Origin of the sequence: Streptomyces sp. UW30 (assembly GCF_008042075.1) — a bacterium.
GTDB lineage: Bacteria > Actinomycetota > Actinomycetes > Streptomycetales > Streptomycetaceae > Streptomyces.
The window spans coordinates 1,299,929-1,319,065 of sequence record NZ_RDBN01000053.1 but is presented as its reverse complement, the minus strand read 5'-3'; the positions used below and the strand labels follow the sequence as shown (position 1 = coordinate 1,319,065).

Annotated in this window: 22 protein-coding genes; 6 read left to right on the top strand and 16 right to left on the bottom strand. The window is 71.6% G+C overall.

What is annotated here, in order from left to right; genetic code table 11:
• Nucleotides 1–12: 12 nt before the first annotated feature.
• Together groL and EAO75_RS40310 are read left to right on the top strand one after the other, a co-directional pair.
• Nucleotides 13–1,635 carry a chaperonin GroEL gene (gene groL, locus EAO75_RS40315; RefSeq protein ID WP_148000005.1) on the top strand — a complete coding sequence of 541 codons (1,623 nt, stop codon included), beginning with the start codon at nucleotides 13–15 and terminating at the stop codon, nucleotides 1,633–1,635.
• 220 nt (nucleotides 1,636–1,855) lie between these two features.
• Complete coding sequence (locus EAO75_RS40310; protein ID WP_148000004.1) at nucleotides 1,856–2,983, top strand: NADH:flavin oxidoreductase; 1,128 nt, start codon at nucleotides 1,856–1,858, stop codon at nucleotides 2,981–2,983.
• A gap of 50 nt (nucleotides 2,984–3,033) precedes the next feature.
• Here the strand turns inward: EAO75_RS40310 and abc-f are convergent, their stop codons facing one another.
• Nucleotides 3,034–4,731: a ribosomal protection-like ABC-F family protein gene (gene abc-f / locus EAO75_RS40305; RefSeq protein WP_148000003.1), complete on the bottom strand. Its 1,698-nt coding sequence runs from the start codon at nucleotides 4,729–4,731 to the stop codon at nucleotides 3,034–3,036.
• 344 nt (nucleotides 4,732–5,075) lie between these two features.
• Between abc-f and EAO75_RS40300 the strand changes: the two genes are divergently transcribed.
• Nucleotides 5,076–6,449, top strand: a complete 1,374-nt coding sequence (locus tag EAO75_RS40300) for an MFS transporter (RefSeq protein WP_410092852.1) — start codon at nucleotides 5,076–5,078, stop codon at nucleotides 6,447–6,449.
• 3 nt (nucleotides 6,450–6,452) lie between these two features.
• On the opposite strand, the gene EAO75_RS40295 is transcribed toward EAO75_RS40300, so the two are convergent.
• From EAO75_RS40295 to EAO75_RS40280, 4 genes are all read right to left on the bottom strand, one after another.
• Nucleotides 6,453–7,022 (bottom strand): hypothetical protein, encoded by a 570-nt coding sequence (locus EAO75_RS40295; RefSeq protein ID WP_148000001.1) that lies wholly within the window; start codon nucleotides 7,020–7,022, stop codon nucleotides 6,453–6,455.
• A 121-nt stretch (nucleotides 7,023–7,143) separates the two neighbouring features.
• Nucleotides 7,144–7,677: a DinB family protein gene (locus EAO75_RS40290; protein ID WP_148000000.1), complete on the bottom strand. Its 534-nt coding sequence runs from the start codon at nucleotides 7,675–7,677 to the stop codon at nucleotides 7,144–7,146.
• A 55-nt stretch (nucleotides 7,678–7,732) separates the two neighbouring features.
• Nucleotides 7,733–7,945, bottom strand: coding sequence for a DUF397 domain-containing protein (locus tag EAO75_RS40285; RefSeq protein ID WP_147999999.1), 213 nt, complete (start codon nucleotides 7,943–7,945; stop codon nucleotides 7,733–7,735).
• The gene (locus EAO75_RS40280) at nucleotides 7,929–8,768 is read right to left on the bottom strand and encodes a helix-turn-helix domain-containing protein (protein ID WP_147999998.1); all 840 of its coding nucleotides are present in this window, start codon (nucleotides 8,766–8,768) and stop codon (nucleotides 7,929–7,931) included. Before EAO75_RS40280 ends, EAO75_RS40285 begins: the two co-directional genes overlap by 17 nt.
• Nucleotides 8,769–8,884: 116 nt before the next feature.
• Here EAO75_RS40280 and EAO75_RS40275 point away from each other — a divergent pair, with 116 nt between their 5' ends.
• Nucleotides 8,885–9,148: a hypothetical protein gene (locus EAO75_RS40275; RefSeq protein ID WP_147999997.1), complete on the top strand. Its 264-nt coding sequence runs from the start codon at nucleotides 8,885–8,887 to the stop codon at nucleotides 9,146–9,148.
• On the opposite strand, the gene EAO75_RS40270 is transcribed toward EAO75_RS40275, so the two are convergent.
• From EAO75_RS40270 to EAO75_RS40235, 8 genes are all read right to left on the bottom strand, one after another.
• Nucleotides 9,145–9,990 (bottom strand): aldo/keto reductase, encoded by an 846-nt coding sequence (locus EAO75_RS40270; protein ID WP_147999996.1) that lies wholly within the window; start codon nucleotides 9,988–9,990, stop codon nucleotides 9,145–9,147. The two genes, EAO75_RS40275 and EAO75_RS40270, sit on opposite strands and share 4 nt — an antisense overlap.
• 9 nt (nucleotides 9,991–9,999) lie before the next feature.
• Complete coding sequence (locus EAO75_RS40265; protein WP_147999995.1) at nucleotides 10,000–10,674, bottom strand: hypothetical protein; 675 nt, start codon at nucleotides 10,672–10,674, stop codon at nucleotides 10,000–10,002.
• Nucleotides 10,659–12,158 (bottom strand): hypothetical protein, encoded by a 1,500-nt coding sequence (locus tag EAO75_RS40260; protein WP_147999994.1) that lies wholly within the window; start codon nucleotides 12,156–12,158, stop codon nucleotides 10,659–10,661. Before EAO75_RS40260 ends, EAO75_RS40265 begins: the two co-directional genes overlap by 16 nt.
• 110 nt (nucleotides 12,159–12,268) lie before the next feature.
• Complete coding sequence (locus EAO75_RS40255) at nucleotides 12,269–13,141, bottom strand: ATP-binding cassette domain-containing protein (RefSeq protein ID WP_147999993.1); 873 nt, start codon at nucleotides 13,139–13,141, stop codon at nucleotides 12,269–12,271.
• Nucleotides 13,141–14,058, bottom strand: a complete 918-nt coding sequence (locus tag EAO75_RS40250; protein ID WP_147999992.1) for a zf-HC2 domain-containing protein — start codon at nucleotides 14,056–14,058, stop codon at nucleotides 13,141–13,143. Before EAO75_RS40250 ends, EAO75_RS40255 begins: the two co-directional genes overlap by 1 nt.
• Before the next feature lie 37 nt (nucleotides 14,059–14,095).
• Nucleotides 14,096–14,689 carry an RNA polymerase sigma factor gene (locus tag EAO75_RS40245; RefSeq protein ID WP_187284768.1) on the bottom strand — a complete coding sequence of 198 codons (594 nt, stop codon included), beginning with the start codon at nucleotides 14,687–14,689 and terminating at the stop codon, nucleotides 14,096–14,098.
• A gap of 90 nt (nucleotides 14,690–14,779) precedes the next feature.
• Complete coding sequence (gene murQ / locus EAO75_RS40240; protein WP_147999990.1) at nucleotides 14,780–15,715, bottom strand: N-acetylmuramic acid 6-phosphate etherase; 936 nt, start codon at nucleotides 15,713–15,715, stop codon at nucleotides 14,780–14,782.
• Nucleotides 15,716–15,829: 114 nt separating this feature from the next.
• Nucleotides 15,830–16,732, bottom strand: a complete 903-nt coding sequence (locus EAO75_RS40235; protein ID WP_147999989.1) for a MurR/RpiR family transcriptional regulator — start codon at nucleotides 16,730–16,732, stop codon at nucleotides 15,830–15,832.
• Nucleotides 16,733–16,787: 55 nt separating this feature from the next.
• On the opposite strand from EAO75_RS40235, the gene EAO75_RS40230 reads away from it, so the two are divergent.
• Both EAO75_RS40230 and EAO75_RS40225 read left to right on the top strand, forming a co-directional pair.
• A complete protein-coding gene (locus EAO75_RS40230; protein WP_147999988.1) occupies nucleotides 16,788–17,174 on the top strand; it encodes a hypothetical protein in 387 nt (128 codons plus the stop codon).
• On the top strand, nucleotides 17,171–17,434 hold the full coding sequence (locus EAO75_RS40225) for a DUF4031 domain-containing protein (protein WP_147999987.1): 264 nt from the start codon (nucleotides 17,171–17,173) through the stop codon (nucleotides 17,432–17,434). Before EAO75_RS40230 ends, EAO75_RS40225 begins: the two co-directional genes overlap by 4 nt.
• Nucleotides 17,435–17,444: 10 nt before the next feature.
• Here EAO75_RS40225 and EAO75_RS40220 read toward each other — a convergent pair whose 3' ends face one another.
• The 3 genes from EAO75_RS40220 to EAO75_RS40210 form a co-directional block, all read right to left on the bottom strand.
• Nucleotides 17,445–17,918 carry a carboxymuconolactone decarboxylase family protein gene (locus EAO75_RS40220; RefSeq protein ID WP_147999986.1) on the bottom strand — a complete coding sequence of 158 codons (474 nt, stop codon included), beginning with the start codon at nucleotides 17,916–17,918 and terminating at the stop codon, nucleotides 17,445–17,447.
• Between the two features lie 92 nt (nucleotides 17,919–18,010).
• Entirely contained in the window at nucleotides 18,011–18,448 is a 438-nt protein-coding gene (locus EAO75_RS40215) for a PPOX class F420-dependent oxidoreductase (RefSeq protein ID WP_147999985.1), read from the bottom strand.
• Nucleotides 18,449–18,488: 40 nt separating this feature from the next.
• Nucleotides 18,489–19,137, bottom strand: a 649-nt coding sequence (locus EAO75_RS40210; RefSeq protein ID WP_148000567.1) for a GNAT family N-acetyltransferase, incomplete at its 5' end; no start/stop codon positions are given.

The following is a 19,137-nucleotide window of genomic DNA, read 5'->3' as shown; positions in this document are numbered from 1 at the left end:
GGACCACTTCACATGGCCAAGATCATCGCGTTCGACGAGGAGGCGCGGCGCGGCCTCGAGCGCGGCATGAACCAGCTCGCGGACGCCGTGAAGGTGACGCTCGGCCCCAAGGGCCGCAACGTCGTCCTCGAGAAGAAGTGGGGCGCCCCCACGATCACCAACGATGGTGTCTCCATCGCCAAGGAGATCGAGCTCGAGGACCCGTACGAGAAGATCGGCGCCGAGCTGGTCAAGGAAGTCGCCAAGAAGACGGACGACGTCGCCGGTGACGGTACGACCACCGCGACCGTTCTCGCCCAGGCCCTGGTCAAGGAGGGCCTGCGCAACGTAGCCGCCGGCGCCAACCCGATGGCCCTCAAGCGCGGTATCGAGAAGGCCGTCGAGGCCGTCTCCGCCGCTCTCCTTGAGCAGGCCAAGGATGTCGAGACCAAGGAGCAGATCGCCTCCACGGCCTCCATCTCCGCCGCCGACACCCAGATCGGCGAGCTCATCGCCGAGGCCATGGACAAGGTCGGCAAGGAAGGCGTCATCACCGTCGAGGAGTCCCAGACCTTCGGTCTGGAGCTGGAGCTCACCGAGGGTATGCGCTTCGACAAGGGCTACATCTCGGCGTACTTCGCCACCGACATGGAGCGGATGGAGGCGTCGCTCGACGACCCGTACATCCTCATCGCCAACTCCAAGATCGGCTCGGTCAAGGACCTGCTCCCGCTCCTGGAGAAGGTCATGCAGTCGGGCAAGCCGCTGCTGATCATCGCCGAGGACGTCGAGGGCGAGGCCCTGTCGACCCTGGTCGTCAACAAGATCCGCGGCACCTTCAAGTCCGTCGCCGTCAAGGCCCCGGGCTTCGGTGACCGCCGCAAGGCGATGCTGAACGACATCGCCATCCTCACCGGTGGCGAGGTCATCTCCGAGGAGGTCGGTCTCAAGCTCGAGAACACCTCCCTGGACCTGCTGGGCAAGGCCCGCAAGGTCGTCATCACCAAGGACGAGACCACCATCGTCGACGGTGCCGGCTCCTCCGAGCAGGTTCAGGGCCGGGTCAACCAGATCCGCGCCGAGATCGAGAACAGCGACTCGGACTACGACCGCGAGAAGCTCCAGGAGCGCCTGGCGAAGCTCGCGGGCGGCGTGGCCGTCATCAAGGCCGGTGCCGCGACCGAGGTCGAGCTCAAGGAGCGCAAGCACCGCATCGAGGACGCCGTGCGCAACGCCAAGGCGGCCGTCGAGGAGGGCATCGTCGCCGGTGGTGGCGTGGCCCTGCTGCAGGCCTCCGGTGTCTTCGAGAAGCTGGACCTGGAGGGTGACGAGGCGACCGGCGCCAACGCCGTGAAGCTCGCCCTGGAGGCCCCGCTCAAGCAGATCGCCGTCAACGCTGGTCTCGAGGGTGGCGTCGTCGTCGAGAAGGTGCGCAACCTTCAGGTCGGCCACGGTCTGAACGCCGCGACCGGCGAGTACGTCGACATGATCGCCGAGGGCATCATCGACCCGGCGAAGGTGACGCGTTCCGCGCTGCAGAACGCCGCGTCGATCGCCGCGCTGTTCCTGACCACCGAGGCCGTCATCGCCGACAAGCCGGAGAAGGCCGCCGCGCCTGCCGGTGGCGGTATGCCGGGCGGTGACATGGACTTCTGATCGACCTCGGGGTTTCGACTCCGGTTGATCAACGTCCTTTCCAAGGGCGGCACCTCCTGTTCCGACAGGYGGTGCCGCCCTCGGTGTTTCGGCGGCTGGAAAACCGAACCTCCTCCTCGGGAATGCGGGGGCTGTCATCCGTAGTTGCTTCAGGTGGTGCAACAATGCGTCTGCACATACCCGTCGGTTTGACCGAAGCGACTTACAAGGAGCCCCCCACGTGACCGTCACCCAGCCCGCCGCCGCCCGCGCGGCGCAGATTCTGTCCCGGCCCACCGTGATCAACGGCCTGACCGTTCCCAACCGCATAGTGATGGCGCCGATGACGCGCATGTTCTCCCCGGGCGGCGTTCCCGGCGAGGACGTCGTGTCGTACTACTCGCGCCGCGCCGCCGCGGGTGTCGGCCTGGTCGTCACCGAGGGCACGTACGTCGGTCATGAGTCGGCCGGGCAGAGCGACCGGGTGCCGCGGTTCCACGGGGAGGAGCAGCTGGCCGGGTGGGCGAAGGTCGCAGACGCGGTGCACGCCGCGGGCGGGACGATCGTGCCCCAGCTGTGGCACATCGGCATGGTGCGTCAGCAGGGCCAGCCGCCGTTCGCCGAGGCCCCTGCCGTCGGCCCCTCGGGTCTGCGCATCGGCGCCGACGAGGCCACCGGCAAGGCGATGACCCAGAGTGACCTGGACGACGTGATCGGCGCCTTCGCCGAGGCCGCCGCGGACGCCGAGCGCATCGGCTTCGACGGTGTGGAGATCCACGGCGCCCACGGCTACCTCGTCGACCAGTTCCTGTGGTCGGGCACCAACCGCCGCTCCGACGCCTACGGCGGTGACCCGGTCGCCCGTACCAAGTTCGGCGCCGAGATCGTGGCCGCCGTACGCGAGCGGGTCTCCCCGGACTTCCCCGTCATCTTCCGCTACTCGCAGTGGAAGCAGGAGGCCTACGACGCGCGCCTCGCCGAGACCCCTGAGGAGCTGGAGGCCATCCTCGCCCCGCTCGCCGCGGCCGGCGTCGACGCCTTCCACGCCTCCACCCGCCGCTACTGGATCCCGGAGTTCGACGGCTCCGACCTCAACCTCGCGGGCTGGACGAAGAAGCTGACCGGCAGGCCCACCATCAGCGTCGGCTCGGTCGGCTTGGACGGCGAGTTCCTCGGCGCGTTCGCGGGCCAGGGCTCCGCGCTCAAGGGCATCGACGACCTCCTGGACCGACTGGAGGCCGAGGAGTTCGACTTCGTCGCCGTCGGCCGCGCGCTGCTCCAGGACCCCGAGTGGGCGGCCAAGGTGCTGGACGGCCGCTTCGGTGAGCTGGCGCCGTATGACGCGGCGGCGCTGAAGACCCTCAGCTGAGCCGCGACTTCGGGCGGAGTACCCCGGGGGTGGGACGCTCCGCCCGACTGCTACATCTGCCCCGCCACCATGGCCGCGCCTTCGGCCAGTTCGAGGCGGGTGCCCGCGAACGTGGCCCGCAGACGCCGGTCGTGCGTGACCACGACCAGTGCGCCCTGGTAGGAGGCCAGCGCTTCCTGCAGTTGCTCCGCGAGCATCGGTGACAGGTGGTTGGTCGGTTCGTCGAGCAGGAGCAGGTCCACGGGCTCGCTCACCAGCCGGGCCAGTTCGATCCGGCGCCGCTGCCCGTAGGACAGTTCCCCGAGGCGCAGCCCCAGGTCGGACGGCCGGAACAGGCCCAGGGCGAGCAGGGCGTCCGCATGCTCGTCCGGACTTCCCGGACGCCCGTGCGCGTAGGCCTGCAACACGGTCCGCCGCGCCCAGCGCATGCCGTCGGTGTCGGGTTCGTCCTGCCGGAAGAACCCGACCCGGCCGGCCAGTCGTACCGTGCCCGCGTCCGGCCGTAGTTCTCCGGCGAGCACCCGCATCAGTGTGGTCTTGCCCGCTCCGTTCGGGCCGGTGACGAGCAGCCGCTCACCGGCCCGGACGGTCAGGGACGCAAGGCGGAGCCGTCCCGCCACCGCCACCTCTTCGAGCGCGGCCACCTCGTCCCCGGCGGCGGCGCCCGCGATGGCGGGGACCGTGGCGAAGCGCAGTGGCTCGGGCGGAGGCGGCGCCGGGTGGTCGGTGAGCCACCGCAGCCGTTGCCGGGACTGCCGGATGCGGCCGGCGGCCCCGTGGGTGCGCGAGCGTGCCCGCCAGGCGCCGGTGCCCATGCCCGCCTGGACCGTCTTGCGCGGGATGGCGGCCAGCCGGCCCGCGTTGGCCGCCACCAGCGTGGCATGCCGGTCCAGCTCCGTCCTCCATTCCTCGTGGGCCTGTGCCTGTGCGGCGCGTTCGGCGGCCTTGGCGGTGAGATATCCGGCGTACCCGTCGCCGTAGCGGCGCACCTGCCCGTCGGCCACCTCCAGGACGGCAGTGGTCACCCGCTCCAGGAACGTCCGGTCGTGGGTGATCGCCACGACCGTGCCCCGGTGGGTGCGCAGGCGCTGTTCGAGCCAGGCAATGGCCTGGTCGTCCAGGTCGTTGGTCGGTTCGTCGAGCAGCAGCAGTTCAGGTGCGGACGCCAGTGTGGCGGCCAGGGCGAGTCTGGAGCGTTCGCCGCCGGAGAGCGTGCCCAGCGGGCGGCTCCGGTCGAGCGCGGGCAGCCCGAGCCCGTGCAGCGCGACCTCTACACGGATGTCGGCTTCGTAGCCGCCCCGCGCCTCGAACTCCGCCACCAGCTCCGCGTAGGCCTCCAGGCCCGCGCCTGCCTCCGTGCCCGCCGAGCCGAGCGAGCGTTCGGCCGCCCGCATCCGTGTTTCGAGTCCGCGCAGGTCGGCCAGCGCCAGGTCGACGGCGTCGGCGACGGTGGCGTGCGGCGGCAGCGCGAGCGACTGCGGCAGGTATCCGACGCCGCCGGGCGCGACGACCGCGAGCTCGCCGTTGTCCGGACGCTCGACCTCCGCCATGAGCTTGAGCAGGGTGGACTTGCCCGACCCGTTGTCGCCGATCACTCCGACCCGCTCGCCGGGCTTGACGGTGAGCGACGCGCGGTCCAGGACGAGGCGGGTGCCGTAGCGCTTGGTGATGTGGGTGAGTGCGAGTTGAGCGGGGGTGCGCAGAGCGCCCCACCTCCTGTTGTCAGTGCGGGCGGAGCATCCGGTCATCCGAGCCGAGCCGAGACGGTTCGTCTCGGCTCGGCTCCACTCGGATGAGTATGCGACGGTGCTGTCGATGTGTCAAGACGGACCGTCTCGTCTCGTTAAGCCTCGCCTCGCGGCCCTCAAGTGGCGCTTGAGTAAGTCAATCAACTGACTTAAGGTTGCCTCGGTCAATTACGCACGCGTCATGCTTGCTCGTACGCCGACGGAGGCCCCGCCATGTCCCACCCCCCTGCCCCTTCGGCGGGGAGCCGCCCCCTGCCCCTCCCGCCGAGGCCGGGGGCGGCTCCCCGCCGAAGACGAATGCCGTGGTGGCGGTGCTGGCCTTCGCCGGGATCGTCGTCTCGCTGATGCAGACCCTGGTCATCCCGATCGTCCCGGAGCTGCCGAAGCTGCTGGACGCCCCGGCCTCGGACACCGCATGGGCGGTCACGGCCACGCTGCTCGCCGCGGCGGTCGCGACGCCCGTGATGGGGCGGCTCGGCGACATGTACGGCAAGCGGCGGATGCTGCTGGTCAGCGTCGTCCTGTTGGTCGGCGGCTCCGTGGTCTGTGCCCTGAGCGACGTGCTGGTCCCGATGATCGTCGGGCGGGTGCTCCAGGGCCTGGCCTCCGGTGTGATCCCGCTCGGCATCAGCATCATGCGGGACGAACTGCCCGCCGAGCGCCTGGGCTCCGCCACCGCCCTGATGAGCGCCTCCCTCGGCATCGGCGGGGCGCTCGGGCTGCCCGCCGCCGCGCTCATCGCGGACAACTTCGACTGGCACGTCCTGTTCTGGACGTCGGCCGGCATGGGTGTCGTGGCGCTGGTGTGCGTCCTGCTGTTCGTGCCCGAGTCGCGGGTGCGGACCGGCGGGCGCTTCGACCTGGTCGGCGGCATAGGCATGGCGGCCGGGCTCGTGTGTCTGCTGCTGGGGATCTCCAAGGGCGCCGACTGGGGCTGGGCCAGTGGTACGACGCTCGGTCTGTCCGTCGCGGCCGTGGTGATCCTGTCGGCCTGGGGCTGGTGGGAGCTGCGTACCGAGCAGCCGCTGGTCGATCTGCGGACGACCGCCCGCCGTCAGGTGCTGGTCACCAACCTGGCCTCGATCGCGGTGGGCTTCGCGATGTTCGCGATGAGCCTGGTCATCCCGCAGCTCCTCCAGCTCCCCGCCCAGACCGGCTACGGCCTCGGCAAGTCCATGCTGGTCGCGGGCCTGTGCATGGCCCCGTCGGGCCTGGTCATGATGGCGACGGCCCCGGTGTCGGCGGCCATCTCGCGGGCCAAGGGGCCGAAGGTCACGCTGATGATCGGCGTCCTGATCGTGGCCGCGGGCTACGGCCTCAACATCGCCCTGATGTCCGAGGTCTGGCACTTCGTCCTGGTCGCCTGCGTCATCGGCGCCGGTGTCGGCTTCGGCTACGGCTCGATGCCCGCCCTCATCATGAGCGCGGTGCCCGCGTCGGAGACGGCCGCCGCGAACAGCCTCAACACGCTGATGCGCTCTCTCGGTACGTCCACGGCGAGCGCCGTCGCGGGCGTCATCCTCGCCCAGATGACGACGAACCTCGGCGGCTACGCCCTCCCGTCCGAGAACGCCTTCAAGGTGGTCCTGGCGGTCGGCGCCGGGGCGGCGCTGCTGGCGTTCGTGGTGGCGTCGTTCATTCCGCGGCAGGGGTCGGCCACCGCCGGAAAGCCGGTGGCGGAAGCGGCGGCGGAGCCGGCGGGAGCGACGGCCAAGTAGTCGCTACAGGTTGCCCAGCGGCTCGATGTCGACCTTCACCGGGGTGCCCCACACCCGCAGCACCTCGTAGTCGGTGAACTCGTGCACGAGCCGGTAGGCCATCGCCGGGCGCGGGCCGCGGCGCTGGGCGGCGAGATACAGCTCGGCCTCCCGGCGGTCGCGGCGCGGCGTGCCGCACAGCTGCCACTCCTGTCCGTTCCACAGCTCCGGCAGCCAGCGCTGCTGGGGCTGCGGGCGGTCGCCTCGGACGCCGTAGCGGGAGGGGGCGGTCTCGGTGGCGTTCGGGGGTACGGGACCGCCGTTGTACTCGGCACGGCGGGCGGCCCGGCGCCTGGTCTCGCAGAGCAGGCACAGGTCGTGTGCGTTCTCGTCGACCGGGCCGTTCGGGTGCTCCGGGCAGCGGGTGGTGGGGGCGGCACCGGTGACGCTCTCGTCGAGGAGGTCCAGGGCGCGGCGCAGATCGGCCTTGACCTCGTGCAGCTTGGCGTCCGGGGTGGCGGGCGTGAGGGCCTCGCCGTGTTCGCCGAGGAGGCGGAGGGCTCGGCCGAGGGCGGTCAGCTGGGCGTGGTTCATGGGCCCAGTCTGCGTCGTTCCTGAGCTCTTCGGTATCGAGGGTGGCCGACTGTGCTCGTGGGCCGGCCCCCGCAGGTGRCGRGGCYCGGCACCTGCGGGGGCGCGGTGACTTCCGGGCCGGTCAGCCCATGCTCTTCTGGCCGTCCAGGGACTCCCGGATGATGTCCGCGTGGCCGGCGTGCTGGGCCGTCTCCGCGATGATGTGCAGCAGCACCCTGCGGGCCGACCAGCGCGCCCCGGGCTCGAACCACGGGGCCTTGGGGAGCGGGTGGGAGGCATTGAAGTCGGGCAGGGCAGCCACCAACTCGTCGGTTCGGCGGGCCACTTCGGCGTACTCGGCCAGGACGGCCTCCAGGGTGTCGCCGGGCAGCATGCGGAAGTCGTCCGCGCGGCGGGCGAAGTCCTCCTCGGTCATGGAGGCGAAGTCGGGCATCACCGACGTGCCCTTCTCGATGAAGTTCGCCCAGTTCCGCTCCGTCGACGTGACGTGCTTGATCAGGCCGCCGAGGCACAGCTCGCTGGCCGTGGTCCGCTGCCCCGCCTGCTCGTCGGTGAGGTCCTGGGTCGTGAACCGCAGGAACTGCCGGTGCTTGGCCAGCGTCTCCAGCAGGTCGGCGCGCTCGTCCGTGACGGTGTTGTGCGTGGTCTCAGTCATGACAGCCACGGTAGGAGGCAATGAGGTCAGATTCTGTCCTCTATGCCGCGAGCGGTCAGATCGAGTCGCGCTTGAGGTTTTCTACGAAGGCCGACCAGGCCGGGGCCCGGAATATGAGCTTCGGGCCGTGGGGGTTCTTGGAGTCGCGGACGGGGAGGAGGGTGGGGAGGTCGGGGGTGACTTCCAGGCAGTCGCCCCCGCTGCCGCCGCTGTAGCTGGACTTGTGCCAGGTGACGCCGTCCAGGTCGGACTCAGGGATGTTCCTCATGGGCGTAATCCTGCGCCATCGCCTCGAACAGGACCAGGGACTTCTGCGGCGAGAGTGCGCAGGCCGTGAGGAGTTCGTAGGTGAACCGCTGGTGCCTGACGGTCGCTGGGTCGTCCTCCAGCCGTCCGGTGCCGACCCCTTCGAAGTAGACCATCGGAGGGGCGTCCTCGAAGTCCATCAGCTTGATCGAGCCCTCCATCGCCGCGTGTGCTCCCGCCTCGAACGGCAGCACCTGCACGATCGCCCGGCCCCTACGGCTCAAGCGGGCGATGTGACGCAGGACCTCGGCCATTACCTCGGGCCCGCCCGTCACCCGTCGCAGGGCTGCCTCGTCAATCACCGCCCACAACAACGGATCTGTTGGATCGTCGAGGAGTCGGGTGCGCTCCATCCGGGCCGCCACCAATTCCTCGATCCTCTCCTCCGGGGCCGTCGGCTGGTACGCACGGATCACAGCCCTCGCGTACGAGGGCGTCTGTAGAAGCCCGGGGATCAGGAGCGGCGCGTACTGCCTGATCGCTGTGGCTTGAGCCTCGGCCTCGGCCGCTTCCGCGAAGTGCTCCGGATACTTCGACCTGGCCGCAGCGCTGCAGTTCCGTTGGAAGAATTCCCCCGTCCCCAGCACCTCGTCCAACACCCGGGCATGTTCGGCCTGAATCCGCCGCGTGCCCGCCTCCAGTTGCCCCACGAACGAGCCGCTGGCGAACAGCAGTTGCCCCAGCTTCTCCTGACTGAGTCCGGCCTTCTCGCGGGCGTGCCGTAGCTCGGCGCCCAAGAGCGCGCGCGGCGATGACGAAGGATCCAGATCCTTGGGTCCCGGCATGGCAACTCCCGGTTGGACAGCAGAGGTTGTTGGGGCACCCCCTCTGGCCAGGTTAAAGCCGCACCGGACACGCTGTGTTGTGAATTGCAAACTCTGCGTAGAGAGGTGGAACCAGCGTGCGGTCGACCGAAGAAGTGGTGGTGTCCCTGCGGGAGGCTCTCGCGGGCGTAGGGCTCGTGCTGCCGTCCCTGCGGGTGGATCCAGTCACCGGTGCCAGTAAGGAGCCGTTCGCTCTCGTCGAGCTCGGGCGCTGCAATGTGCGGACCGCCGAGCGGCTGGCGGCGGCGTTGCGGGGCCGGCCCATGGACCCCTCGCCGACGAACGAGGAGCTGTTCGCGCGGGTCCGGCAGGCCAACAGGGAGAGCAGACTGCCGCGTTAGGCGTCCGCCGCCAGCGCGGTCAGGCGGTCGTACTGGTCCCGGGTGAGCTGGACGGCGTCGGCTCCGAGGTTCTCCTCCAGGTGCGCGACGCTCGCCGTCCCCGGGATCGGGAGGATCACGGGGGAGTGGGCGAGGAGCCAGGCGAGGACAACCTGGGTCGGTGTGGCGCCGACTTCCTTCGCGACCGCGGCGATCTCCGACGACCGTGCGCCGGACTGCCCCGCCGCCACCGGGCGCCACGGCAGGAACGCGATGCCCGCCTCCTCGCACGCCGCAAGGACGGGCTCGTGCTCACGGTCGAGCAGGTTGTACCGGTTCTGGACGCTCGCGATGTCCACGACGGCACGCGCTTCGGCGAGTTCGGCGAGGGTCACCTCGGACAGGCCGACATGGCCGATCTTGCCCTCGTCGCGCAGGTCGCGCAGCGCGCCGAGCTGGTCAGGAATGGGCACGCCCGGGTCGAGCCGGTGGAGCTGGAGCAGCTCGATGCGGTCGAGGCGGAGGCGGAGCAGGGCCTCGTCGACCTGGTCGCGCAGGTCGGCCGGCTCGCCCGCGTGCCGCCAGCCCTCGCCCGAGGTGGTCTGCCGGATCCCGACCTTCGTGGCGATCAGAAGCCCTTCCGGGTACGGGTGTAGCGCCTCGGCGAGGAGATCCTCGTTCGCTCCCCAGCCGTACAGATGCGCCGTGTCGATCAGTGTGACGCCGAGCTCGACGGCTCGCCGGGCGACCGCGACGCACGCGGCGCGCTCCTCGGCGCTCTCCGGCCGCAGATGCATGGCCCCGAACCCGAGCCGCCGTACTTCCAGATCGCCACCGATACGGAACGTCGTCGCTGCCGTCATGTGGCCACGCTAACAGGGGAGTTGGTCACGGCAGGGTGAGGTAGGGCGGTGTTCCCGCAGGAGCAGGGCCGTGAGTCCCGCCGCGACGGCCAGGGCCGAGGCCCATGCCCATCGGGACGCATCCCAGGACGTGCCGTACGGCACGGGGAACAGCCGCTCGCGGGCCGGGCTCAGGGCGAGGACGAGGGGCAGCAGCACGCTGCCGGGCGCGGCCAGGGTGCTGCCGCGCCCGCCGTCGGACAGGCGCAGGCCGACCACCGACAGCAGGACCGTCGTCGCCGCCAGCCCTGCCGCCTCCAGGGAGAGTCCGGCCAGGGGCAGGGCGACCCGGTCGTCCGGGTTCATCGCGGCTGTGAGCAGGAAGCCGCACGTCGTCCAGATCACGGCGAGCGGCACGCAGAGCAACGCCAGCCGCAGGAGCCGTCGTACCGCCAACGGGTATGGCAGTGCCGCGGTGGTGGTGGCCGCCGGATCGTCCAGGGCGAACGCGACGGGGACGACGCACAGCACCGCCGCTACGCGCAGCAGCAGGGCCGCGTTACCCGGTTCGGGGTGCGTCGAGAGAGCCGAGGGCAGTGCGCAGACCGCGAGGGCCGGTCCGGCGCCCAGTGCCATCGTCACCCGTGGCAGGACGCGGACCAGGTGTGGCACGAGGGCCGTGTGCAGGGTCAACGGGCCGCGCATGACGTGCCCTCCGACCCCTGCTCGGCGTCCGCGGGTGCGGACACCCCCAGCAGCCGTGCCGCCTGCGCGGTGCTCGTGCGGTCGTCGGACAGGGCGGGCCAGGACGCCTCCAGACGGTCGCCGACCTCGGTCGCGGGCCGGTCGAGCAGGTCGAGGACGACCTGGACCTCGGGGTCGTTCACGGAGAGCGCCTGGGCCGAGTCGAGCGTGGTGAGGGCGATGCCGCCCACGCTGCGCCGGTTCAGGGAGCGCAGCGCGTCGGCCGTCTGCGGGGTCGCCTGCGCCGCGAGCCACAGCACCGTCACCGCGCGGGCACGGCACAGCATGTCCGCGACCGGTTCGTCCTCCCGGCGGGGTCCGGCGACCGCGCGGTCGGCGAACCGCACCGCGAAGGCGAGCATTTCGCCGCCGCCGACATCGTCCGTACCCCACTCGGTGCCGACGGTGACGGCGCCGGCTGTGTCGTGCCGGGTGTCGTCCCGCGCCCATGCCTCCAGCGGCGGCGCGCCTACGACCCCCTCGCGGTCGCCGCCGAAGAAGAGCCGCTGGCGTACCGCGTACGGACCGGTCCGCTCGTCGGCCGGGACCTTGCCGAGGATGCCGTCGGTCACCTGCTGCCAGTCCTTGGTACGGCCCAGGAACTCGGGGAACGCGCAGAACGTGACCTGGTCGGCGGCCCGGCAACGCTGCCGGTCTCCCGGGTGCTTCTCGGCGTCCGCCCGGCGGGCCACCAGATCGTCGGGGAGCGGCCGGTACTGCACGGCGCCGACCACGACGGCCGTGACGGCCAGGAGGACCAGGGCCGCCCGGGTCGGCAGGGTGCGCGCTCCGGCCCGGACCAGGGCGAGCAGGACCAGTACGCCGGTCACGGCCGCCAAGTAGGCGAGATGCGTCAGGGCGGGACGGTGCATCAGGTCGGTGGGCCGCGGGGCCGCGAACTCGCTCTCCACGCCGACCGGGCCCACCCACTTCATGCCGCGTACGCCCAGCGCACCGGCCAGGACCAGAGCTCCGAGGAGCAGGGCGGCGAAGGGGCCCGCCGTGGCCGACGGGGTGAAGCGGGCGAGGGTCACCCCGGCACACCCGGCGGCAAGGACCACGAGCGGTCCGGTGGCCAGTTCGACCGGGGACGGGCTGCCCACGGCGGTGGGAGCCGACGCCTCGTAGGCGATCCGGGCCGCCGTGAGCACCGCCCCCACCGCGGCCGGCGGCAGGGCGGCGACGAGGTGGGCCGACGTTCGCCGCCACAGGGGCAGGGCGAGCACCCCGCAGAGCGGTTCGGCTCCGTGCCGGTGCATGCGGGTGGCCGCGAAGTTCGTCGCGATGAGCGCCCCTGCCGCCGGCAGGAGCAGCGGGATCTGGGTGTACCGGTCCTCGTCCTGGAGCACCGGGTACCGACCGCCCGGACCTTCGCTCCATGCCTCGTACGCCCAGAGGGCGGCGTAGAGAAACACGGCGGCCAGGAAGGCCGGGTGCCGCAGCACGTGCGTGCACTCGAAGCGTGCCAGGGACCACTGGGCCCGTAACGCGCCCCGGGCCGGGGGAGGGAAAGGGTGAACGGGGCCGGGCTCCGGGGCCAGGACCCGGTGCCCGGTCATGGCGAGCCCGCCGGTGTGCGGTCGCCGTCGAGGAGCAGGAGGTATCCGTCCTCGATCGTCGGTGCGACCAACGGGGCGTCGGGCGGCGGGACTCCGATGTTGCGGAAGGTGCCGACGCCGGTGCGCCAGGCCGCGAGGGCGCCGGGTGCGCGTTCGCCGCTGCTCCAGACCCGGCCGTGCGCCAGCAGGGCCAGCTCGGCCGGGGTGCCCTGGAACCGCACGGTGCCGTGGTCGAGCACGACCACCTTGTGGCACAGGGCCGCCACGTCCTCCGTCTGGTGCGTCGAGAGCAGCACGGTCCTGCCCTCGCCGAGTCCGGCGACGAGTTCCCGGAAGCGCAGCCGCTGCTCGGGGTCGAGTCCCACGGTCGGCTCGTCGAGGACGAGCAGCTCCGGGTCGCCGACGATCGCGGCAGCGAGGCCGACGCGCTGTCGCATGCCGCCCGACAGCTTCCGGATGCGTCGGCCGCGGTCGGCGGTGAGACCGACCTCCTCCAGCACTCTGAGAGCCTCCGCGCGCCGGGCGTCCCGGTCGCTGATCTCCTTGAGGATGCCCACATAGTCGATGAAGTCGAACGCCGTGAAGTGGGAGGGCAGTCCCGGGTTCTGCGGGAGGTAGCCGAGCCGCCGCCGCAGGGCCTGCCGGCCCGAGGGCGTCAGGGGGTCGAGGCCCAGGAGCGACAGGGTGCCCGTGTCCGGGGTGCTCGCGGTGGCCAGGGTGCGCAGCAGGGTGGTCTTGCCCGCGCCGTTGGGCCCGAGCAGGCCCGTCACGCCCCGTCCCAGGGACAGGGAGACCTCTTTGAGCGCCGTGTGGCGCCCGAAGCGCACGCTGACGTCGTTCAACGTGACCTGTTGTGCAGCGGATCCCATTACGCCAGTCCCCTCGTCCCCGTCGTCGGCCCCTCGTGGGCGGCTGCCCGGCGGCCCTGCCTGTCGAATCCGTCGCGCAGCACGACGAGCGCGCCGAGGGCCAGCAGGGCCACGGCCGCCATGGCCAGTTGGGTCCCCGGCAGGAGGATGCGTGTCGCCGCGGGCAGGGCAGAGTTGTAGGCGGCCACGAGCCAGACGGCCCAGGCCGTGAGCGTCAACGTGATGGCCGGCAGGGCGTCCATGCGACTCGACAGGGCGAGACAGACCGCCGTGAGCATGAGCGACGGGACGAGCCAGCCGAGCGTGTACGGAAAGGCCAGCGGGAGCCCGGCGGCGCCCGCGGCGCTCAGCACCAGGCTCAGCACCTGCACAGCGGTCGCGCGCAGCAGTACGACGCGGAACCCGCCCAGCGGGGAGACCGCCAGCCAGACGTACGCCGGGTCGAAGCGCTGCCCGGTGACCGCGACGACGCCGACGGCCGACAGGGCCGGTACCAGCGCGAAGAACAGCAGGGGCGCCGACGTCGATTCGCTCAGGCGCGCGGCGGCCACACTCAGCATGAGCAACAGGGCCGCCCCGCCCCACCAGGACCAGCGCAGCGCGGGCATCGCCGCGCACAGCCGGGCCGCGTCCTCGGGGACACCGAGGCGCAGCGCACACCGTTCCAGCAGGCTCCTCGTCGGCTCGTCGGTGGCGCGGTCGACCCGCTCCCACAGGGAGGTCAACTCCGCCTCGTCCGCCAGCAGCGGGGACAGCCGGGCACGGCAGCCCGCGCACCGGTCCAGATGGGCCTCGGCGGGTCCCCTGACCTCGCCGGGGAGCGGCCGGGTCGCGTACGCCCGGAGCACATCGGTGCCGAGGTGCGCCGAACCGCTTCCCGGATCATGGGTGCGGCCGGCCGGTTGCGCCCCGCTCATCGGCTTCTCCTCCCACCCGTGTCGTCGGTCGCCGCCCTCACCGCGCTCGTCCCCCTTCGGCGCCGGGCCGGGGCAGCAGTCGTTCCCTGAGCAGCCTTCTGGCCCGGGAGGCCCGGGACTTGACCGTTCCGGCCGGGATGCTCAGGCGCTCGGCGGTCTCCTGGACCGTCAGTCCTTCGAGTGCCGTGGCGTGGACCACCGCCTTGAGGTCGGCGGGCAGGAACTCCACCGCGGCCAGAGCGCCGTCGCCCAGCTCCGCCATGAGCTCCTCCTCCGCGGACACCGCGTGACGTCCCGGCAGACCCGCCAGGCGGCGCAGGAGACGGCCCCGCCGCTCCTGCGCCCGCTGCGCGTCGATCAGCCGACGCCGGCCGACTCGCCATAACCACCCGCTCACGTTGTCGACTTGACCGGCGCGTGGGCCTCCCCGGCGTTCCCGGCGCCGCCAGACCTCCACGAAGACGTCCTGGACGACCTCGTCCACGAGGACGGGGTCGGCGCACCGCTGCCGCAACCGACCCCTGAGCCAGGGGGCGAACCTGCGGAAGAGCTCCTCGAACGCGGCCCGATCCGACTCGGCCACCGCGTCCAGGAGTTCGGCATCGGTCTGCGCACCCCTTCGTTCGGACATCACACCCCCTCGTCGAATCGAGGGCCCCACCCGGTTCACACCGGGACTGTGATCCGCCCCACAGTCAATTCGGAGGTGCGCGACCCGCCGTCAGGACTCGTCGGTGCTCATCGCCGCCCGGAGATGGCCGTTCGCCGCGGCGAGGCGCCTGGTGGCCGTGGGCCCGTCCACGTTCGCCAGCAGGACGAGGATCGCCGTCTTCACCTCGCCGCCCGCCTCGGTCAGGGCGCGTTCGATGTCGGTGTCGTCGGCGCCGGTGGCGAGGGCGACGATGCGGCGGGAGCGGGCCCGTAGCTTGTCGTTGGAGGCGCGGACGTCGACCATCAGGTTCCCGTAGGTCTTGCCGAGCCGGATCATCGTGATCGTCGACAGCATGTTGAGCACCAGCTTCTGGGCGGTGCCGGCCTTGAGGCGCGTCGAGCCGGTCAGCAGCTCCGGGCCCACGACGACTTCGATGCCGTGCTCGGCGGCCGCGGCGAGGGCGCTGTGGGCGTTGCAGGACAGCCCGATCGTCAACGCGCCCTGCTTCCGGGCGTGTTCGACCGCGCCGATCGCGTACGGGGTGCGGCCGGAGGCGGAGATGCCGACGACCGTGTCGGCGGGGGTGAGCGCGAGGGCGTCGAGGTCGGTGCGGGCCAGGTCCTTGGAGTCCTCGGCGCCCTCGATCGAGACGACCATCGCTTCCGGCCCGCCCGCGATGAGCCCGACGACCTGGTCCGGGTCGGTGTTGAAGGTGGGCGGGCACTCGGAGGCGTCGAGGACACCGAGGCGCCCGGCGGTCCCGGCGCCGGCGTAGATGAGGCGCCCGCCGCGTGCCATGCGCTCGGCGATGGCGTCGATGGCGGCGGCGATCAGAGGCAGACGCGACGCGACGGCGGCCGGCACGGAGGCGTCCTCGCCGTTCATGAGCCGGGCGATGTCGAGGGTGGGGAGCTGATCGATCTCGGCGAGCTCGGGCCGGAATGCCTCGGTGGTCAGGGAGTCCAACTCGGTGCGGAGATCACGGGGGGTGGATGCAGAGGTCATGAGGGGGGCGGCTCTTTCCGGTTTCCGGTGTGCTGTCCGACCCAAGGGGCGCGGGGAACTGCGCGACCAGCCACGATGATCCCGCAGACAACCCGCAGCCGTCAGGCCTACGGTCTAACGACGATGCCGATGCGCCAGCGCCTCATAAGAAGCCGCCAGCGCAGGCCCCGCAGTCTCATAAGTCCGCTGCGCCACCCCCACGAACAGGCAGTCCACCACCAGCAACTGACTGGTCCGCGACGACATCGCCGCCGGCCGCAACTCGCTCTCCCGGGCCGTCGACGTCGTGAGGATGTGATCGGCGTACTGGGTCACGGGCCCGTCCGGCCGCCCGGTGATGGCGACGGTCGTAGCCCCGTGCTCGAAGGCGACCCGCAACGGCTCGATGACGTCGCCGGTCGACCCGGAGTGGGTGATGGCGATGGCCACGTCCCCGGCACGCAGTTGCACCGCGTTCGTGACGGCGAGATGCGGATCGCTGTGCGCGTGGGCTATCACCCCTATCCGCAGCAGCTTCTGAGCCAGATCCTGCGCGACCAACCCCGACGCCCCGACGCCGTACACATCGATGCGCCGGGCGGTGGCGGCAGCCGATACGGCCGCTCCGAGCTGGACCGTGTCGAGGCCGGCCGCCGTGTCGGCGAGGGTCTGCTGCTCGTCGTAGGCGAGCTTGGCGACCACGTCCGCGATCGGGTCGTCCACCGCGATGTCGGTCGTGATGGCCGGGGCGCGGCCCGACTGCTGCTGGGCGGCGAGGCCGGCGAGGGCGAGGCGCAGGTCGCGGTAGCCGGGGTAGCCGAGCAGGCGGGCGGTGCGCACGACGGTGGCCTCGCTGGTGCCGGTGAGTTCGGCGAGGCCGGTGACCGTGAGGGCCGCGCAGCCCGCCGGGTCGTTCGCGACCGCTTCGGCGACGCGTTGCATGGAGCGGGTCATCGACGGCGCGAGCGTGCGCACCTTGGCCGCGAGGGCGGCGGGCGCGGGCGCGCGGTCGAAAGTTTCCTTCACTTCATGGGGCACTCTTGAAAGGTATTTTCAGAACCGTGCCGTGGTCAAGAGTGCGCACAATAGGAGCATGGAACCCGTCACTCCGCTGGAACAGGCGCTGCACACCGCCCGCGCCCTCGTGCTCGCCGACCTGGTCGCGGGCGAGGTCGCGGAGGCGGACGTCGTGTCGCTGGTCGAGGAGGCGGTCGTACAGCGGCGCTGGTGGGTGGAGCAGTGGCCGGACGGCGTGGAGTACGTGGCGGGGCTGGTCGCCCAGGACGTACAGGACGCGCTGCTGGACCGGTACGGCCGCTGGCCGTTGTGCCCGGTGTGCCGCACCGGGGACCCGCACGCGCTGGAGGTGGAGCCGGAGCTGGGGCCCGATCCGCACTGGGTGTGCCACCAGGCGGGAGTGAAGGTCGCGGCGGTGGGCGCGCTGGCGCCGGCCACCGGGGGCGGGGCGTCCCCGTCGTGACGATCTACATCGACCCGCCGACCTGGCCGGGACACGGCCGGATGTGGTCCCACCTCGTGAGCGACCTGTCGTACGACGAACTGCACACGTTCGCCGAGGGGTTGGGCGTGCCACGGCGGGCCTTCGAGCGGGATCACTACGACGTCCCGTCGCACCGCTACGCCGACGCGGTACGCGCCGGCGCAGTGGAGGTCAGCAGTCGTGACGTGGTGCGGTTGCTGCAGGGGGCAGGGCTGCGGAGGCCGAAGGGGCGGCCCTAGGCCCTAGGCCCTAGGCGAACTGGCCGGGCTGGTAGGAGCCGGCCGGCTGCCGGACGATGACGTTCAGCCGGTTGTAGGCGTTGATCAGGGCGATCAGCGACACCAGCGCGCCGAGCTGCTCCTCGTCGTAGTGCTTGGCGGCGTTCTCCCAGACGTCGTCCGGTACGCCGCCGGCCGCGTCGGCGATACGGGTGCCCGCCTCCGTCAGGTCCAGCGCGGCGCGCTCGGCCTCGGTGAAGACGGTGGCCTCGCGCCACGCGGCGACCATGTTGAGGCGGACGGTGTCCTCGCCGGCGGCGACGGCGTCCTTGAAGTGCATGTCGGTGCAGAAGCCGCAGCCGTTGATCTGGCTGGCGCGCAGCGTGACCATGTTCTGCGTCGCGACGGGCAGCGACGAGTCGTGGAGCACCTTGCCCGCCGAGCCGATGTACCTCACGAACTTGCCGACGGTCGGGATCTCGAAGGCGTTCAAACGGGCGCTCATGGCGAACTCCTCAGTCATTGGCTGTTGTCGGTGGTTACACAGCAATGACGGAGCGGGGCGACCCGATGTGACGTCAGCGGATGTGACGTGGGTCACTCGGCGTTCGTGTCGCGGGAGTGCTCGGCCCGTCGCATGGGGTACCAGGTATCACCGGCCGGGCGGGGCGGGTCCGACAGGTTCCAGCTCCACGAGAGCGTGGGGGTGATGCGCAGGTAGTGACCGGGGCCCACCATGCCGACCCGCTCGACGGGGCCGTCCGCGACGCCGTACACCCGGATGCCGCGGGCGACGAACGGCTCGACGGAGACCAGGTCGTCCACGACGAAGGCCACCTTGTCGCGGCCATGGCCGACATTGCGGAACTTGCGGGTGCCGAGGACCTCCGCACGGGGGCCGCCCACCCAGAAGCGGCTGCCGTCGAACTCCAGGGCCACCGGGACCACGTCGGGCTGCTCACCCGCGCAGAGGCTGGCGAAACGGGCGAGCGGGTGCGAGGTCAGGTAGGCGATCTCCTCGGCCGTGAACGACATGACGGCTCCCTGTGGCGGCGCGGGTCGGCTCCGCCGCAGCCTAGGCCGCCGTGGGCCGCCCTCTGCGGACGTACAGCCTGAGGTCCCGCTCCATATCGTGTTCCTCGTACGCCGTGCGCTCCTCCTCGACGCTCGCCCGTACGAAGCCCGCGCGCGTGGCGACGCCCTGCGAGGGGACGTTGTCCACGTGGATGGCGGCGATCAGCGCCCCTACCTCGTCCGCGGCCAGCGCGTGGTCCGTCAGGGCGCGCAGGGCCTCGGTCGCGTAGCCGTGGCCGCGGGCGGTTCCGGCGAGGTCGTAGCCGACCTCGGCGAGGCCCTCCTCGTCCGGTACGCCGTGGAAGCCGATGCCGCCGACCGCGCGGCCGTCCTCGCGCCGTACGAGAACGAACAGCCCCCACTCGGGCCGGTGCACCCCCTCCTCGTACGCCTTCACCACCGTGCCCGCGGCCTCCCGTGTGCCATGGAACGGCCCGCCGTCGATCCACTCGAAGCCGCCGTCGCCGCCGGTTTGCAGATCGGTGGCGGCCGCGGGGGTCACGCCCTGGAGCGTGAGGCGGTCAGTGGGCAGGACGAGGTTGTTGTGCCAGCGCCACTCGGRGACGGCGGCTTCGAGTGGATCGACGGCGGGCCGTTCCATGGCACACGGGAGGCCGCGGGCACGGTGGTGAAGGCGTACGAGGAGGGGG

Coding starts and splice junctions, on each gene's coding strand:
- groL (WP_148000005.1), top strand. CDS start 13: ATGGCCAAGATCATCGCGTTCGACGAGGAGGCGCGGCGCGGCCTCGAG.
- EAO75_RS40295 (WP_148000001.1), bottom strand. CDS start 7,022: ATGAACCACGCCCAGCTGACCGCCCTCGGCCGAGCCCTCCGCCTCCTC.
- EAO75_RS40300 (WP_410092852.1), top strand. CDS start 5,076: ATGCAGACCCTGGTCATCCCGATCGTCCCGGAGCTGCCGAAGCTGCTG.
- EAO75_RS40230 (WP_147999988.1), top strand. CDS start 16,788: ATGGAACCCGTCACTCCGCTGGAACAGGCGCTGCACACCGCCCGCGCC.
- EAO75_RS40280 (WP_147999998.1), bottom strand. CDS start 8,768: ATGCCGGGACCCAAGGATCTGGATCCTTCGTCATCGCCGCGCGCGCTC.
- EAO75_RS40255 (WP_147999993.1), bottom strand. CDS start 13,141: ATGGGATCCGCTGCACAACAGGTCACGTTGAACGACGTCAGCGTGCGC.
- EAO75_RS40270 (WP_147999996.1), bottom strand. CDS start 9,990: ATGACGGCAGCGACGACGTTCCGTATCGGTGGCGATCTGGAAGTACGG.
- murQ (WP_147999990.1), bottom strand. CDS start 15,715: ATGACCTCTGCATCCACCCCCCGTGATCTCCGCACCGAGTTGGACTCC.
- EAO75_RS40250 (WP_147999992.1), bottom strand. CDS start 14,058: ATGAGCGGGGCGCAACCGGCCGGCCGCACCCATGATCCGGGAAGCGGT.
- EAO75_RS40285 (WP_147999999.1), bottom strand. CDS start 7,945: ATGAGGAACATCCCTGAGTCCGACCTGGACGGCGTCACCTGGCACAAG.
- EAO75_RS40220 (WP_147999986.1), bottom strand. CDS start 17,918: ATGAGCGCCCGTTTGAACGCCTTCGAGATCCCGACCGTCGGCAAGTTC.
- EAO75_RS40215 (WP_147999985.1), bottom strand. CDS start 18,448: ATGTCGTTCACGGCCGAGGAGATCGCCTACCTGACCTCGCACCCGCTC.
- EAO75_RS40245 (WP_187284768.1), bottom strand. CDS start 14,689: ATGTCCGAACGAAGGGGTGCGCAGACCGATGCCGAACTCCTGGACGCG.
- EAO75_RS40290 (WP_148000000.1), bottom strand. CDS start 7,677: ATGACTGAGACCACGCACAACACCGTCACGGACGAGCGCGCCGACCTG.
- EAO75_RS40265 (WP_147999995.1), bottom strand. CDS start 10,674: ATGCGCGGCCCGTTGACCCTGCACACGGCCCTCGTGCCACACCTGGTC.
- abc-f (WP_148000003.1), bottom strand. CDS start 4,731: ATGACCGGATGCTCCGCCCGCACTGACAACAGGAGGTGGGGCGCTCTG.